The following is a 14,324-nucleotide window of genomic DNA, read 5'->3' on the forward strand; positions in this document are numbered from 1 at the left end:
GAGCCGATCTCGGCTTGGCATCCGCCCAGCGCACCCGAGAGCGTCGCGCGCGCAGCGATGACCGCGCCCACACCCGCCGCCGCGAACAGTGCGTCGGTGAGCGCCTCCTCGGTCGCGCAACGCTCGGCGCCGACCGTCAGCACGACGGCAGGCAGCACGCCCGATGCGCCGCCCGTGGGCGCTGCGACGATGCGACCCATCGCGGCGTTGACCTCGCCGGTGGCGAGCGCCGCCGCGAGCGTCTCGGCGAACGTACCGCCGAGCGGCCCCGCCGAGGAGGTCGCGACCTTGCGCGCGTCGCCGCCCACGAACCCGGAGCGTGAACGAGCCTCGCCAGCGAGCCCGCGCTCGATCGCGTCACGCATCACGCCGAGCGTCTCGCGCATGCGCGCGCGGACGTCGATGGCCGACAGCCCGCTCTCGGCGACCTCGGCGGCAAGCGCCGCACGGCCGAGCGAGCCGTGCTCGTCGGCGGCGAGAAGTAGTTCTTCGAATGACGCGTATGCCACAGAGGTCCTCTCATGAATCGCGCGCCGGGTGCAGCGCGCCGCCCAGATTGTAACGCGTGGGGCCGGGTGGGCATTGATGGGAGTCGAGCGCCAGCCGTTTCGGCGGCGTAGACGTTATGACGTCATAGCGTTATGGTGTCAGTGAGGTGATCTGCATGACTGACGCACGCCGAACCACTGTGTACTTGGAATCCGATCTGCACCGCGCCCTCCGGCTCAAGGCCGTCGAGACGGATCGCAGCATCTCCGACCTGGTTAACTCCGCCATCCGTCGCTCACTCGCTGAGGACGCCGAGGACCTCGCGGCCTTCGAGGAGCGTGCCGCAGAGTCGACGATCCCGTACGGTGACTTCGTGGCTGCGCTGAGGCGCGACGGCAAGATCTAGGGTCGACGCCCATGTACTCGATTGAGCTCAAGGCGTCGGCGGTGCGCGAAATCGAGCAGTTGCCGCTCAAGGCACGCCAGCAGGTGGTGGAGCGAATCGGTCGGCTCGCCGATGAGCCGAGGCCGCGCGGATGCGAGAAGCTTGCTGGCGGTGACCGCTACCGGGTTCGCCAAGGGGACTACCGCATCGTCTACTCGGTCGAGGACGCCCGACTTATCGTCTGGGTGGTGAAGGTGGGCCATCGCAGAGATGTGTATCGAGGGCTCTAACGCGAGGCCTATCGCTGTCCCTGAGCGACCCCTCAATCCTCACCAATCCACTCACCATTTGACGCAGGTGTGCAAAGCGCGTAGTATTCGCGTGGCACATTACTTAGCACATACTAAGTAGCCACACCCGCACAGCACCCGAGGAGTCGTAGATGTCCGGTCTCTCGCCCAGCAGCAACGAAGCGCAGCCGCTCCCTTGTGACGTCTGCACGCTGGATTGCATCCGTAAGGGCGAGCGCATCGAGATCGTATCGGTGGACGATGGACACGCTCGCGTGCAGGCCCTGCGCTTCGGGATGGCGGAAGGCGCGTGCGTCGAATGTGTCACCCGAATCCCCGCCGGTCCGCTCGTGGTCAAGAGCGGTCGTCAGGAAATAGCAGTCGGACGCGCGCTTGCGAAGCGCATCAGCGTCCGCAGGTTGAGCAGCTGACTCCAGCGAACGGGAGCGGCGCTTTGGCGTCGCGATCGTCACGCAGGTCTGCTCGGCCAGCACAACACAAAGGAGTTCGGTCATGAGTGAGGCGCACTGCCACACCGCCGCGGGCACCATCGCGCGGCCGGGATGCGAGACCATCGTGCTCGCAGGCAATCCCAACGTAGGTAAGTCGGTCGTCTTCAACGCGCTGACCGGTACCTACGTCGACGTCAGCAACTTCCCCGGCACCACGGTCGAGCTCACGCGCGGCCGATTGGGGGAGCACGACGTCATCGACACCCCCGGCGTCTACGGCGTCTCGAGCTTCAACGACGAGGAGACCGTCGCCCGCGACATCATCCTGTCCGGAGACATCGTCGTGAACGTCGTCGATGCGGTGCACCTCGAGCGCGACCTGTTCCTGACGCTGCAACTCGTCGACATGGGCAAGCGCATGGTCGTCGCGCTCAACATGGCCGATGAGGCGCGCCGCCGTGGTGTCGCCGTCGACCGTGACCTGCTCGAGGATCTGCTCGGCGTGCCAGTGGTCGAGACGGTCGCCGTCGAAGGACTCGGATTCGATGAGCTTCGCGCGGCAATCGCCCGCTCGCGCACGGGTCACGCCGATGTCACCCTCGATGCCGACATCGTCGAGATGGCGTCACGGGTGGGCTCGCGGGCCGAGGCGCTCATGGTGCTCGAGGGCGACGAGTTCGTCAGCGAGCGTCACGGTATCGAACCCGGCGTCCACCGCGACGAGATCTACGTCCGCCGCCGCACGCGCGTCAATGACATCTGCGGCCACGTGATCCGAGAGACCACCACCGGCGCCGGCTTCAGCGCCAAGTTGTCGCACGCGATGATGCACCCGCTTACCGGCGTGCCGATGCTGCTCGGGCTGCTCGCGTTCATGTATATCGTCATCGGCCAGTGGGTCGCCGGCGGCGTGGTCGGCTTCCTCGAGGGCGACATCATGGGCGAGCACTATATCCCGCTCGTGCAGTCGCTCGTGGGCCGCGTCTTCGCGCCTGAGTCGCCGCTCTACGTCATCCTTGCGGGCGAGTTTGGCGTGCTCACGATGACGCCCACGTACCTGCTCGCGGTGATTCTGCCGCTCGTGACCGCGTTCTATCTGCTGCTTTCGCTGCTCGAAGATACCGGCTACCTCCCGAGAATCGCTGCGCTCACCGACCGCTCGCTCACCTCGATGGGACTCAACGGCCGTGCGGTCATCCCGCTCATCCTCGGCCTCGGGTGCATCACCATGGGCACGCTGACCACGCGCATCCTCGGGTCCAAGCGCGAGCGCTTCATCGCGACGGCGTTGATGGCCATCGCGGTGCCCTGTTCGGCACAGATAGCCGTCATCGCCTCGCTCATGGCCAAGACCTCGCCGGCGTTCTCGGCGGCGTACCTGGGTGTGCTGCTCGGCATCTTCGTGGCTCTGGGGACTGCGCTGAACAAGATCGTCCCGGGCACCTCGACCGACCTGCTCATCGACCTGCCGTCGCTGCGGATGCCGCGCCTCGACAACGTCGTCCGCAAGAGCGGCGTCAAGGTGTGGGGCTTCATGAAGGAGGTCACCGTGTTCTTCCTCGCGGGCGCCGCCTTCATCTCGATCCTGCAGGTCACAGGCGTGCTCGAGTGGGTCATCGTCGTCGCCAAGCCGCTCACCGTGGGTTGGCTCGGACTGCCCGCCGAGGCCGCCGCCGCGTTCGTGATGGGCTTCGTGCGCCGCGACTTCGGGGCCGCCGGCTTCTTCACGATGGGGCTGACGCAGGCCCAGCTGCTCGTCGCTATGATCACGATCACGCTGTTCGTGCCGTGCATCGCAAGCACGATGGTCGTCCTCAAGGAGCGCGGCTGGGGCTACACGGTCGGGCTGTTCGCAAGCTCGATCGGGCTCGCGTTCGTTCTCGGCGGTATCATCGCCAGAGTGCTCCGGATCGCGTGAGGACCTGCCGATGACCGTGCTCGCCACATGCCCCGCCTGCGGCTTCGAGTCGCCCGAGGTCCGCTGCCCGCGCTGCAACGCGCTCAAGGTTGTCGGCTGCAGCGGGTCGTGCTCGGTATGCGGCAGCTCGTGCAAGACCGGTAGCGTGCCGCGACCGACCGACGCACCGCTTCCCAGCGATGATGCGATCGACGACGACGAGCATCCGGGCACGCCGTTGACGTGACGGCTCGGGCCGCCGCGCTAGAATCGGCTCAGAGTCCGCCGCGACCTGAGGACCCGCCGATGAGTCCCGAGCAGCCGATCGCCGATGACGTCCTGATCCGCCCCGCTGCCGCCGACGACATCCCCACCGTCGTCGAGTTCCGCTCGCGCATGTTCCGCGAGCTGGGCTGGACCGACGAGGAGCGCCTGGCGCTGGTCGCCCCTCTCGCCGAGGAGTACCTGCGCGAGCAGTTCGCGGGCGGTGGCTGCACCGGGTACGTCGCCGAGACGATCGGCGACCGCGAGCGAACCGACGAGTCGCCCGTCACCGTCGCTACCGTCGTGGTGGTGTGGCAGTCGGTACCGCCGAGTCCCCGCAACTTCGCCGGACGCCAGGCGTACGTCCTCGGGATGTACGTACTGCCGGAGTATCGGCGCAAAGGCATCGCGCGTGCCCTCATGACCGCGACGATCGACTGTGCGACGGCATCAGGGGTACCGCTCATCACACTGCACGCGAGCGATCAGGGCCGTGAGTTGTACGAACGCCTGGGATTCCACGCGACGCCTGAGATGCGGCTGTTCACCGAGTACGCGGGCGAACCGGCGTGGCGACCGGTTGACGACGCCGACTGAGGCAGCGACCGAGCAGCGTTCCAGCGCATCGCCGCTGCGCGACGCGCGTCAGACCGCCGAGACCGGCTGCACGCTCGTGACGCCGGGCTGAGCAGCGATCAGCGCGACCGTCTCGGCGGCCACGGGGGCATCGGTGGCGATGAGCATCAGCGCGTTGGCGCCACGGCGCTCCCGGGAGACCTGCATGGTCGCGATGTTGGTGTTGCTCTCGGCGAGCATACTGGTGACTGCGGCGATCACGCCGGGGCGATCCTGGTGGCCAACGACCAGCACGGGCAGGTCACCGCTGATCTCCACGTCGTAGTCGTCCACGCGGGTGACGACGACGTCGCCTCCGCCAAGGGATGAGCCGCGCACCGAGAGCTGCCTACCGGCCGCATCGGTCAACGCGAACTCCGCCGTGTTGGGATGCGCGTCGCCAAGCTCGTGGAACGCGAAGTCGAAGACGAGTCCCTGCTCGGCGGCGACATCGAACGAGTGCGGAATCCGTTCGTCATCGGGCCTCATGCCGAGCAAGCCGGCGATCAGCGCAAGGTCGGTTCCGTGGCCGCGTCCGGTCGACGCGAACGAGCCGTGGAGCAGCACGTGGACGCGTGCGGGGGTGCTGCCGAGAATGGCGCGGGCGAGCTCACCGAGACGACACGCGCCGGCGGTGTGACTGGACGACGGACCGATCATGACCGGACCGACTACGTCGAATATGCTGCGCTGGCGCGACATTCGCTAATCCTAGCATTCGTGAACCTTAGGGATGCTGTACGCGTCTATACTCTCGACGGTATAGTGTGCGGGCACATCAGGTGCAATGTTCAGGCAAGCAACACGTATGCATTTGCGAAAGGAAGGCCCATGTCCGATCAGACTCAATCCAGCAATCAGCAGACGATCGTCATTGCCCTCGTGGTCGTGGCGGTTCTCCTGGCTGCCCTCGTCGGCGTTCTGGTGTACCAGCAGTCGCAGGCCGCCAAGCTGGCAGCGCTCGACACGACGGCGCCCGCAGGCGCTGACGCCGGCGCATCGCCGATGGGTGCAGCTCCCAGTGGCGCTCCCGCCGCGACGGGTGAGCCCGTAGCGTTCGACGCGAAGACCGCGACCAAGGTCCCGGGTGGCACCACTCCCGAGGCGTTCGTGAAGGCCTACAACGAGGCTGTCATCGCCGGTAAGTTCGAGGAAGCCTACAAGATGCTTCCCGTGGACAAGCAGAAGAGCTATGGAGACGTCGCGTCGTACACCTCGCAGGTGAAGCAGTACGGCATCACGGGCTACAAGATGGGTAAGCCCGTCGAGTCCGGCGACACCGTCTCCGTCGCCGCCGTGCAGGAGAATCCGGCCATGCCGATCACCTACACCTGGAACTTCAAGAAGGTCGGCGACACCTGGTTCGTCGAGTCCCGCGTCATGGGTGGTACCGTCGAGTAACGCACACACCACATCGTGACTCTGCGAGGCGTCCTTCGGGGCGCCTCGCTTGCGTTTCGGGAGGGGTTTTCGTGCCCGGGCGGCGTCGCGCGTCGCCCCGTTTCATGTCGCTATCGCGTGCTACTCTCGGCGGGTGACTCTTAAGACTCTCGACACCTACCTCGTCCCTGGGACAGACCCCGACGTTCGCGCGGCGTACGCCTCGCTTGCCGAGCGCTCGCTGACCGCCGTCTTCGGCCTCGACGACGAGATCGCGGTGGTCGATCTCGAGACCACCGGCTGGGATGCGGATCGCGATCACATCATCGAGATCGGTGCCGCCATCATGCGCGGCCCCGAGATCATCGAGACATTTTCCACACTTGTCGACCCGATCGTCCCCATCACCCCCGAGATCACAAAGCTCACCGGAATCGACTCGGACATGGTCCGCGGGATGCCTTCCGCAGAGTCCGCGGTCTCGGCGCTTCTCACCTTCGTGGGTGATCGCGACATCGTTGCCCACAACGCCAGCTTCGATCGGGCGTTCATCGAGCGCGTCGTGGGTCGCCATGCGGTGCGCGGCGACTGGCTCGACTCGCTCGAGGTGGTGCGCATCGCGCTGCCTCGCCTTCGTTCGCATCGCCTCACGGACCTCTCGGACGCGTTCGGCGTCACCACGAGCGGCCCGGCGCACCGAGCCCTGCCGGATGTGGAGGCGCTGGCGCGCGTGTGGCGCATCGCGCTGACCGCGCTCACAGATCTGCCTCCGGGACTGCTGCATCGACTCACGGACTTCGGCCGTGACGCCAACTGGCCGGCTCGCGCCGTGCTCGCCCGCATCGCCGCCGCCGCTCCCGGCGCCGTCTTCGACCTGCGAGAGGCGCGCCGCAAACGCGTAGCAGCCGACAAGGGCGAGACACTTCACGACGCCGACGAGGTCGCCTGCACCTGCCCCGACCCGGCATCGGTGCTCTCCGAGTTCTCGGAAGCGGGGATCGCCGGGCGCATGTACCCCGGATTCGAATCTCGCTCCGAGCAGCTCGAGATGGCCGGCGCCGTTCTTGAGGCATTCGACACGGGTACGCATCTCGCCATCGAGGCGGGTACGGGCGTCGGCAAGTCCATCGCGTATCTGTTGCCGGCTGCGTTGTACTCCATCGAGAACCGGGTGGGCGTCGGCGTCGCTACCAAGACCAACGCGCTCATGGACCAGCTCGTCTACCACGAGCTGCCGCGTCTCAACGAGGCGCTCGGCGGTGAGCTGCGATACGCCGCGCTCAAGGGCTACGACCACTATCCCTGCCTGCGCAAACTCGAGCGCTACGCGGGTGAGATCGACTCGGCGACGGCCGACTCGGACACGCTTGCCTCGGTGGGGATGCTCTACTCGTGGGCGGTGCAGTCTGGCTGGGGTGACCTCGACGCCATCAACCTGCACTGGGGACAGCGCGAGCTGCGCACCGCGATTCAGGCTTCGCAGGCCGACTGCACCAAGAAGCGCTGCCGGTTCTTCCCGCACCTGTGCTACCTGCACGGGGTGAGGCGCCGCGCGGCCAGCGCCAACATCGTCGTCACCAACCACGCGCTGCTCTTCCGAGACGTTGTCGCGCAAGGCGGCATCCTTCCGCCCATCCGCCACTGGATCGTCGACGAAGCGCACTCCGCCGAGACCGAGGCGCGCCGCCAACTCACCACCGGCGCGAGCCACATCGAGCTCGGGGTCGTCCTCACAGCGCTCGCGGCGAAAGGCCGCGGTGGCCTGCTCGACACCATCCGGCGACAGCTTCGCGGCAGCTCGTCGACGGCCGGGATCCTCGGCGTCATCGCTCGCATGGAAGAGCAGGTCGCTCGGTGCGCCACGCTCACCGACTCGCTCTTCGACTTCGTCAAGGATCTCTCCGCACTGACCGGCGACTCGGAGTACGACTCGGCGAGCCTGTGGGTCACCGAAGGCGTTCGGGACACCGGCCCGTGGGGCACCGTCGCGTCGACCGGCGCGTCGCTCGCCAAACGGCTCGAAGCGCTGCTCGCCGACGGGCGCGAGCTGATGACGCTGCTCGAGGAGTGGGGCGCCGACGTCACCGAGGGCCGCGCGGATCTCGTCGGCCTGATCTCTCGACTCGCCGAGCAGCGAGCCGGGCTCGTCGCGGTACTCGACGGCGAGGATGAGTCGTTCGTCTACTCCGTCGAGCTCGATCGCCGACGGACTCGCCCCGCCGAGAAGCTCCTGGCCGAGCGCCTCGACGTCGGCGAGGTGCTGGCGTGCGACCTGTACCCGCGCATGAAGAGCGTCGTGTTCACCTCGGCGACCATCGCGACCGGCAACAGCTTCGACCACTTCGAGCGAAGCGTCGGTCTCGATCGGCTCGGCGACGACGAGCACCGAGCCTTGCAGCTCGCCAGCAGCTACGACTTCGAGCGCCAGATGTCGGTCTTCGTGCCCACTGACATCGCGCTTCCCGCCGAGCGCGGCTACCTCGCGGATCTCGAGGCGCTGCTCGAGGGCGTGCACCTCGCGATGGGCGGCAGCGTGCTCACGCTGTTCACAAACCGCCGTGACATGGAACACCTGCACGCGATTCTGGAGCCGCGACTTGAGCGCGCGGGCATTTCGTTGCTGTGCCAGAAGCGAGGTACAAGCGCCAAGCGGCTCCGCGACGAGTTCATCGCCGATGAGCGCCTCTCGCTGTTCGCACTCAAGAGCTTCTGGGAGGGATTCGACGCCAAGGGCGACACGTTGCGCTGCGTGGTCGTGCCCAAGCTGCCATTTGGACGCCCCACCGATCCGCTCGCCAAAGAGCGCGAGCTGCGCGAAGGTCGCGTGGCGTGGCGCCGGTACACGCTGCCGGAGGCGGTCATCGAGCTCAAGCAGGCAGCGGGCCGGCTCATCCGCTCGACCACCGACACCGGCTGCCTGGTCATCGCCGATGCGCGCGTGGTGCAGAAGGCCTACGGACGCGAGTTCGTCGCCGCGCTGCCCGTCGCCAACATCGAGCGCATGACCGCTTCGCAGGCGGTCGGGGCTATCGGCGAGCGCTTCGGCCGGTAGCATCCGCCAGCTCAGCGACGGCCTCGCGCACTTCGGCGGGACCAAGCGCCTCGACCGCACCGAGCCGCGCGACGATGCGGCGCGCGATCCACGGCGTGCCCCCAAAGGGCACCTCAGCGAGGGTCGAGCCGTCGGGCTCCTCGGACACGACCCGGCCGCCAGGCCACTCACGCTCTATGAACGTCTCGCCGGGGGTGAATCGCAGGGTGGCGTAGGGCAAGCCGTCGGGAACGAACGCCAAGGCCGCGCCGTCGTCGGTGCCGGCGACTCGCTGGAAGCGCTCGGCCGTTGGGGCCGCCGCCCGGATGCGGTCGATGCGGAACGTGCGAAACGCCCCCGCCGTTCGACACCAGGCCGACAGGTACCAGGCCCCTCGGTCCGCGAACAGGCGCAGCGGTTCGACGTCTCGGTCGGTTGGGCTGGCCGTTCCGTCGCTCTGGTACGAGATCGCAACCACCGAGTGGTCGCGGACCGCCGAGGCGAGCGTCTCGAACACGAGACCGTCGTGAGTCGCGATCGTGGCGAGCAGCGTGCGCTCGAGTGACTCGGCGTCGAATCCGGCTGCCGAAGCCGACAGCAGCCTGCTCGTGAGCGGGTCGTCGGCGGGAAAACCCGTCGCTGAGAGCGCGGATACGAGCGCGGCAGCCTCGGTCGTGGACAGCCGCACGGCTGAGCGCACGGCCGGCAGCGGCATGTTGACCTCGAGCACTCCGTCGACCACGAACGCGTCGATATAGCAGTCGGGTGTATAGGGCGCCACGCCGCACGTGCACAGCGACTCGAGGTCGCCTGCGAGCTGGGTGGGCGTGGTGCCGAGCGACTTCGCGAGCTGGTCGATGGGCAGCTCGGCACCCTCGGTCATCTTGCCGAGTAGCGCGATGAGGCGCCGTGCGCTGTCGCCTGCATTGGCTCTAGCCATGGATGCGGAGCACCTCCTCAAGACCTTCGACCATCGAGCCGGACAGCGACTCCGGTCCCACGATCGCAAGCCCCGGCCCGCTCTCGACGACGAACCGCGCGAGGCGAGGTCCCGAGCGTGCACTGACTCGCCAGTCGACCCCGCCATCCGAGCGCGGCGTCAGCTCGCCCTGGCCTGCCGAGAGGGACTCCGCTCGCCATGCTGCGGAACCGTCAAAGCGAAGCTCGGCCACGAACTCATCGGCGGGGGGTCCGTACTGGAACGGCAGGCGCACGAACACGCGCACGTCGAAGTCGGCGGGGCGCTCGAAGTCCGGCGTTGCGGGGCGCGCGGTCTCGACCACCACGTCATCCATGCGCGAGCACGTGTAGGTGCGCACGTCGTCGAGGTTGGTATCGCGGCCCACGAGGTACCAGCGGCCGTCGTGCAGGAAGACGCCGTAGGGCTCCACGTGATGTGGCGCCGTCGCACCATACGAGTTGGTGTAGGTGAATGACGCCGGCTTTCCGCGTTCGGCAGCAGACCACAGCGCTGCGACCACGACGCCTTGCTGCGCCGGGTTCTCATCGGCGAGCCGCGCCGCCGAGGCGACCGAGTCGGTGTCAACGCCGGTCGTGATCTTGGCCAGAGCGAGCCTCAGCTCGTCGGCGTACGGATACGAGGGGTCCGAGAGCATCGCCGTCGCTGCGGCTTGTACTGCGGCGGCCTCCTCGTGCGAGAGCTCGATGGGGGTCGCGAACGACGCGGCGCGGTCCAGCGTGTAGGTGCCATCCTCGTCGCCGTTGATGACGAAGCCGGCGGCGCGCAGAAGCTCCTTGTCGCGCTCGAACATACGCAGGAACGCCGCCTGGTCCTGTCCCGGGCCGTAGCCCTCGACGTCGGACCTGATGCGCTCAGCGCTCAAAGGTGTGCTGGCGTCTGCCAGACAGAGCGCGAGATTTATGACTCGATTGACCGCCTCGGACACGGATGTTCCTCCCCTAATCGCAGTCGCCACGCATCGTTGTGACGCATGCAACGGTCGACAGCGGACAGTGTATCGCGCTCACGGAGCGAGGGTACGCCGCTCGCGAAATCGTCCAGGAACACGAAACGACCCGCGTGGGGGGCGCGGGTCGTTCATTTCCTGAGCGGGCGTTCCCCGCCTCTGAGGGGGGAGGAGAAAGCGGGTCGCCTCGACTCGAAAATGTGGGAAGCAACGTGCATGCCAACTCGGGTGCAATTTGCGTGAAAGTCGTCAAATCGCCCCGATTTTTGTCCGACGAGGGCTCGGCTTTGCCCCTCGCCGTCTTGTGCGGTACAACGAAGCGACACGAATCCAGCTCCGAGAGGATCCGATGAACGAGAATCTCGCGTCGCACTACCCGCCGCTCACTCCCGAAGAGGAGCATCGCGAGCGTCGCATCTGGACCTGGATCATCATCGGCAGCGTGATCGTCACGATCGCCGTGCTGGCGTTCGGCTGGCGATTCGTCGAGGGTCGCCTTGAGGCTGCGAAGCGACTCGACACCCTGACCGCAACGCTCGCGGAGACGGACGCCGCGATGGGCGTCGTGGACGCGGCGGTTACGGCACCCCTCGATCCCGGCACCGCGCAGCGCGTCAGGGACGGCGAAATGCGGGTCTCCGACACCAAGGCCATACTTGCCGGGGTGGCTGATTCGCTCGCCGCCGAGAAGGAGCACCTCAACGAGGACGAGCAGCGCAAGGCCAACCTCGCCCTCACGGTCGTGACGATGCGCCTCGCGGCGCTCGGCGCGGCGGAGTCTGCGCTTGCGGATGCCCTCTCGGCCAGCGAGACCACAGCGACTGCAGGCGGGTCGCTCGCGACCGAATCTGCGAGCGCGTATCGTGCGGCTCGGGACAAGGCGCTCGAGGCATACACGGCGCTCAAGGAGTTGTAGCGCCGGACACACAAAGCGTCGCCCCGCTCGGGGGTGACTCGCGAAGGGGGAGCACGTGGACGCAACTGAGTTCTGGTCCGGATGGTGGTGGCCGGCAGCAACGGCGCTTCTGGGCTTCGTGTTCACATGGCTCGTGTTCAAGCAGTGGCTCGGTCGTCGCAAGCCACACCAGCTCGCATGGACCGTGGGCCTGCTCATGTACGCGGTCGCGGCCCTCATGGAATCGGTGTCCGAACTCATGGGAGTGTGGAATCCCACCGTCTACCGCTTCTACATTGTGCTGGCCGCGTCGATGGTGGGCTATCTCGGCCTGGGGTCGTATTACCTGCTTGCGAAGAAGAAGACCGGCCCGCGGATCTACCTCGCGTTCCTGCTCGTGTGCGAGGTCATCTTCGTTTGGGGCGTCTTCACGACCGAGCTGCGCATGGAGAAGCTGGTGCCCGGCATCACGGTAGGCGGGCAAGCGCTCGGCTCGGCTGGCTCGTTCCCCCGCATCATGTCGCTGCCGTTCAACATCACAGGCACGCTGTTCCTGTTGGGTGGCGCGCTCATCTCGGTGTGGCGCTTCGCTCGCAAGCGTGAGTTCGCGTATCGCATGTGGGCCAACGTGCTCATCGCGATCGGCACGCTGTGTATCGCGGTCGCCGGTAGCATGGCGCGCGCGGGCGTCACCGCCGGTCTTTACCCCGCCGAGATGGTCGCCTCGGCGATCCTGCTCGCGGGCTTCTTGATGGCAGGCACGCTGGACAAGGGCGTCAAGGAGTCGATTGCCGCTGGTCAGGAGCGCCGAGCGAGAGCGGCGGCTGCGATCACCGATGATGCCGCCGGGACAACGCCCGACGAGGCCTAGTTCTCGTCGTAGCCGCTCGCGAGCGCCGCGAGCGCGCGCATGTCGAGCACGGTGACCGTCTGGCCCGAGACGTCCATGATGCCGTCGTCGCGCAGTTTGGCGAACGCGCGAGACAGAGTTTCCGGCACGGTTCCGAGCGCCATCGCGAGCTCGCCCTTCTTCATGCCGAGCCCCACTTCGAGACCGTTGGGTGTCGCGCGGCCGGCCTGCAGCGAGCGCTGGAAGACGAATCGGGCGACGCGTCCGGGCACGTCGAGCGCGAGAGTGCTCACGACGCTCGTGAAGTTCACGACGCGGTTCGAGAGATTGACCACGAGTGAGCGCGCGACCTGCGGCTCATCGGCCAGCATCTCGAAGAGCGCCTCGGTGGGCAGCGTCGCGATCGTCGCCGGGGTGGCGGCGTCGATGTTGGCGGGGTAGCGCGCACCGGCCAGGGCGGCCACAGCTGCGAGCGGCTCGCCTGACTCCACTGTCTCGAACGTGATCTGCCGGCCGTCAGCGCCCAGATAGTACACGCGCGCCTTGCCCGATATCAGCACGCCGAACTCCTCGGCGGCTTCGCCCTCGCGAGCGAGCGTGGTGCCTCGGGTGACCTCGCGCACGGTCGCGCGTCGCGCGAGCTTCTCGACCGCCTCGTTGGAAGCGGCAAGCCACAGCCGGCACGCTCGCAGCGCCGCGTATACGTCGGGACGGATGTCGTCGGAAGCGCCCATTCGGATCCTCGTCTGCAGTGGGTGAGTCGCTCAACAATACCGCGCTCGGGGGAGATCCCGCTATTTGTGACTTTTCTTGTCGCATTTGACTCGCGTCAAGGTTTGGAGTCGCCCGCCTTCGTAGTGTGTGCCATGCCCGCAGGTCGCAGGTGAGCGAAAGGCACGGATGTGAACGAGCGGTTCGCCGAGAAGATGAACGACGCCGAGGTCGTGCGCGACACACGCACCCTCGCCGACTTCGTCCAGATCTGGTGCGATGGGCACCACGGTGATCGCGATCGACACGCACCGACGACCGACGGAGCGGTTCTGGGCATCTACCGCAAGAAGCTCGTGCTCTGCGACGAGTGCGAGGCGCACCTCTCCTACGCCGAGAAGCGCCGCGCGTACTGCCCCAAGGATCCGAAGCCGTTTTGCGCGCACTGCGATACGCACTGTTACAAGTCCGACGAGCGTGAGTGGCAGCGCGACATGATGCGCTACTCGGGCCCGAAGTCGTGGCGCAAGGGCCACGCGATCGACGGTATCAAGCACGTACTCGAGGGACGGAAGTACCGAAAGCAGGCCGAGGCAGCCGCCCGAGCCGCCAGTCACCAGGAGGACCCACGATGAGCACCACAGTCACCCGCCAGATCGTTCACATCGACGAAGCACTCTGTAACGGATGCGGCGTCTGCGTCTCGCCATGTGCCGAGGGCGCCATTGTCCTCGTCGACGGCAAGGCCAAGGTCGTCAAGGAAGAGCTGTGCGACGGTGCCGGATTCTGCTTGGGCGTGTGCCCCACCGGCGCACTCACACTCGAGACGCGCGAGACCGTCCCCTACAGCCACGACGCGGTCGAGGCCAACGTCGCCGAGAAGACCGCCGAGGCGCAGGCCGCCGGCGTGCCGCTCTACATCCCGCAGCACTGCTTCAACTGCGGTCGCTCGGAAGACGACGGTCCGCTGCTGCCGGTGCGGACGAAGGGGACGTCTACCTGGGTTTGCACGCGGTGCTTGCCTGCGCTGATCCACGGGTAGCGCTTCAGGCCGCGAGCGGTCGGGCGCAGGCCCGGCGCTCGAGCAGTCCTCGCCGGGGGCCCTCGCTTTCGCGGTCGCGCGCGACCGCGCGGCTG

The 14,324-nt window shown here is 67.2% G+C and carries 17 protein-coding genes; 12 read left to right on the plus strand and 5 right to left on the minus strand.

Going from position 1 to position 14,324, the window contains the following annotated elements; translation table 11 throughout:
- On the minus strand, window positions 1–509 hold a 509-nt coding region (locus tag HGB10_10870), incomplete at its 3' end, for a hypothetical protein (GenBank protein ID NTU72301.1).
- Window positions 510–664: 155 nt separating this feature from the next.
- Here HGB10_10870 and HGB10_10875 point away from each other — a divergent pair.
- The 6 genes from HGB10_10875 to HGB10_10900 all read left to right on the plus strand — a co-directional run bounded on the left by HGB10_10875 (window position 665) and on the right by HGB10_10900 (window position 4,374).
- Window positions 665–895 (plus strand): CopG family transcriptional regulator, encoded by a 231-nt coding sequence (locus tag HGB10_10875; protein NTU72302.1) that lies wholly within the window; start codon window positions 665–667, stop codon window positions 893–895.
- Window positions 896–906: 11 nt separating this feature from the next.
- Complete coding sequence (locus HGB10_10880; GenBank protein ID NTU72303.1) at window positions 907–1,164, plus strand: type II toxin-antitoxin system RelE/ParE family toxin; 258 nt, start codon at window positions 907–909, stop codon at window positions 1,162–1,164.
- A 152-nt stretch (window positions 1,165–1,316) separates the two neighbouring features.
- Window positions 1,317–1,595 carry a ferrous iron transport protein A gene (locus tag HGB10_10885; GenBank protein NTU72304.1) on the plus strand — a complete coding sequence of 93 codons (279 nt, stop codon included), beginning with the start codon at window positions 1,317–1,319 and terminating at the stop codon, window positions 1,593–1,595.
- Between the two features lie 82 nt (window positions 1,596–1,677).
- The gene (gene feoB, locus HGB10_10890) at window positions 1,678–3,534 is read left to right on the plus strand and encodes a ferrous iron transport protein B (GenBank protein ID NTU72305.1); all 1,857 of its coding nucleotides are present in this window, start codon (window positions 1,678–1,680) and stop codon (window positions 3,532–3,534) included.
- Window positions 3,535–3,544: 10 nt separating this feature from the next.
- The gene (locus HGB10_10895; protein NTU72306.1) at window positions 3,545–3,760 is read left to right on the plus strand and encodes a hypothetical protein; all 216 of its coding nucleotides are present in this window, start codon (window positions 3,545–3,547) and stop codon (window positions 3,758–3,760) included.
- Window positions 3,761–3,909: 149 nt separating this feature from the next.
- A complete protein-coding gene (locus HGB10_10900; protein ID NTU72307.1) occupies window positions 3,910–4,374 on the plus strand; it encodes a GNAT family N-acetyltransferase in 465 nt (154 codons plus the stop codon).
- A 48-nt stretch (window positions 4,375–4,422) separates the two neighbouring features.
- Here the strand turns inward: HGB10_10900 and sdaAB are convergent, their stop codons facing one another.
- Window positions 4,423–5,094: an L-serine ammonia-lyase, iron-sulfur-dependent, subunit beta gene (sdaAB, locus tag HGB10_10905; protein ID NTU72308.1), complete on the minus strand. Its 672-nt coding sequence runs from the start codon at window positions 5,092–5,094 to the stop codon at window positions 4,423–4,425.
- 129 nt (window positions 5,095–5,223) lie between these two features.
- Between sdaAB and HGB10_10910 the strand changes: the two genes are divergently transcribed.
- On the plus strand, window positions 5,224–5,793 hold the full coding sequence (locus HGB10_10910; protein NTU72309.1) for a hypothetical protein: 570 nt from the start codon (window positions 5,224–5,226) through the stop codon (window positions 5,791–5,793).
- 133 nt (window positions 5,794–5,926) lie between these two features.
- A complete protein-coding gene (locus tag HGB10_10915; protein NTU72310.1) occupies window positions 5,927–8,824 on the plus strand; it encodes a DNA polymerase III subunit epsilon in 2,898 nt (965 codons plus the stop codon).
- Here HGB10_10915 and HGB10_10920 read toward each other — a convergent pair.
- The gene (locus tag HGB10_10920) at window positions 8,799–9,743 is read right to left on the minus strand and encodes a WYL domain-containing protein (protein NTU72311.1); all 945 of its coding nucleotides are present in this window, start codon (window positions 9,741–9,743) and stop codon (window positions 8,799–8,801) included. The genes HGB10_10915 and HGB10_10920 overlap by 26 nt on opposite strands.
- The gene (locus HGB10_10925) at window positions 9,736–10,710 is read right to left on the minus strand and encodes a WYL domain-containing protein (protein NTU72312.1); all 975 of its coding nucleotides are present in this window, start codon (window positions 10,708–10,710) and stop codon (window positions 9,736–9,738) included. The genes HGB10_10920 and HGB10_10925 overlap by 8 nt, the downstream gene beginning before the upstream one ends.
- 370 nt (window positions 10,711–11,080) lie before the next feature.
- On the opposite strand from HGB10_10925, the gene HGB10_10930 reads away from it, so the two are divergent.
- Window positions 11,081–11,647: a hypothetical protein gene (locus tag HGB10_10930; GenBank protein NTU72313.1), complete on the plus strand. Its 567-nt coding sequence runs from the start codon at window positions 11,081–11,083 to the stop codon at window positions 11,645–11,647.
- 55 nt (window positions 11,648–11,702) lie between these two features.
- Entirely contained in the window at window positions 11,703–12,497 is a 795-nt protein-coding gene (locus tag HGB10_10935) for a hypothetical protein (GenBank protein ID NTU72314.1), read from the plus strand.
- Here HGB10_10935 and HGB10_10940 read toward each other — a convergent pair.
- A complete protein-coding gene (locus tag HGB10_10940) occupies window positions 12,494–13,210 on the minus strand; it encodes a Crp/Fnr family transcriptional regulator (GenBank protein ID NTU72315.1) in 717 nt (238 codons plus the stop codon). The two genes, HGB10_10935 and HGB10_10940, sit on opposite strands and share 4 nt — an antisense overlap.
- A 168-nt stretch (window positions 13,211–13,378) precedes the next feature.
- Between HGB10_10940 and HGB10_10945 the strand changes: the two genes are divergently transcribed.
- Together HGB10_10945 and HGB10_10950 are read left to right on the plus strand one after the other, a co-directional pair.
- Entirely contained in the window at window positions 13,379–13,822 is a 444-nt protein-coding gene (locus HGB10_10945) for a nitrous oxide-stimulated promoter family protein (GenBank protein NTU72316.1), read from the plus strand.
- A complete protein-coding gene (locus HGB10_10950; protein NTU72317.1) occupies window positions 13,819–14,229 on the plus strand; it encodes a ferredoxin in 411 nt (136 codons plus the stop codon). The genes HGB10_10945 and HGB10_10950 overlap by 4 nt, the downstream gene beginning before the upstream one ends.
- Window positions 14,230–14,324: the final 95 nt, after the last annotated feature.

Source organism: Coriobacteriia bacterium, from assembly GCA_013334745.1.
In the GTDB taxonomy this organism is placed as follows: Bacteria; Actinomycetota; Coriobacteriia; order Anaerosomatales; family JAAXUF01; genus JAAXWY01.

What these genes read in the sequence shown, in the direction of transcription:
- HGB10_10875 (NTU72302.1), top strand. Translation starts at nt 665, where the DNA reads ATGACTGACGCACGCCGAACCACTGTGTACTTGGAATCCGATCTGCAC.
- HGB10_10880 (NTU72303.1), top strand. Translation starts at nt 907, where the DNA reads ATGTACTCGATTGAGCTCAAGGCGTCGGCGGTGCGCGAAATCGAGCAG.
- HGB10_10885 (NTU72304.1), top strand. Translation starts at nt 1,317, where the DNA reads ATGTCCGGTCTCTCGCCCAGCAGCAACGAAGCGCAGCCGCTCCCTTGT.
- feoB (NTU72305.1), top strand. Translation starts at nt 1,678, where the DNA reads ATGAGTGAGGCGCACTGCCACACCGCCGCGGGCACCATCGCGCGGCCG.
- HGB10_10895 (NTU72306.1), top strand. Translation starts at nt 3,545, where the DNA reads ATGACCGTGCTCGCCACATGCCCCGCCTGCGGCTTCGAGTCGCCCGAG.
- HGB10_10900 (NTU72307.1), top strand. Translation starts at nt 3,910, where the DNA reads ATGTTCCGCGAGCTGGGCTGGACCGACGAGGAGCGCCTGGCGCTGGTC.
- sdaAB (NTU72308.1), bottom strand. Translation starts at nt 5,094, where the DNA reads ATGTCGCGCCAGCGCAGCATATTCGACGTAGTCGGTCCGGTCATGATC.
- HGB10_10910 (NTU72309.1), top strand. Translation starts at nt 5,224, where the DNA reads ATGTCCGATCAGACTCAATCCAGCAATCAGCAGACGATCGTCATTGCC.
- HGB10_10920 (NTU72311.1), bottom strand. Translation starts at nt 9,743, where the DNA reads ATGGCTAGAGCCAATGCAGGCGACAGCGCACGGCGCCTCATCGCGCTA.
- HGB10_10930 (NTU72313.1), top strand. Translation starts at nt 11,081, where the DNA reads ATGAACGAGAATCTCGCGTCGCACTACCCGCCGCTCACTCCCGAAGAG.
- HGB10_10940 (NTU72315.1), bottom strand. Translation starts at nt 13,210, where the DNA reads ATGGGCGCTTCCGACGACATCCGTCCCGACGTATACGCGGCGCTGCGA.
- HGB10_10950 (NTU72317.1), top strand. Translation starts at nt 13,819, where the DNA reads ATGAGCACCACAGTCACCCGCCAGATCGTTCACATCGACGAAGCACTC.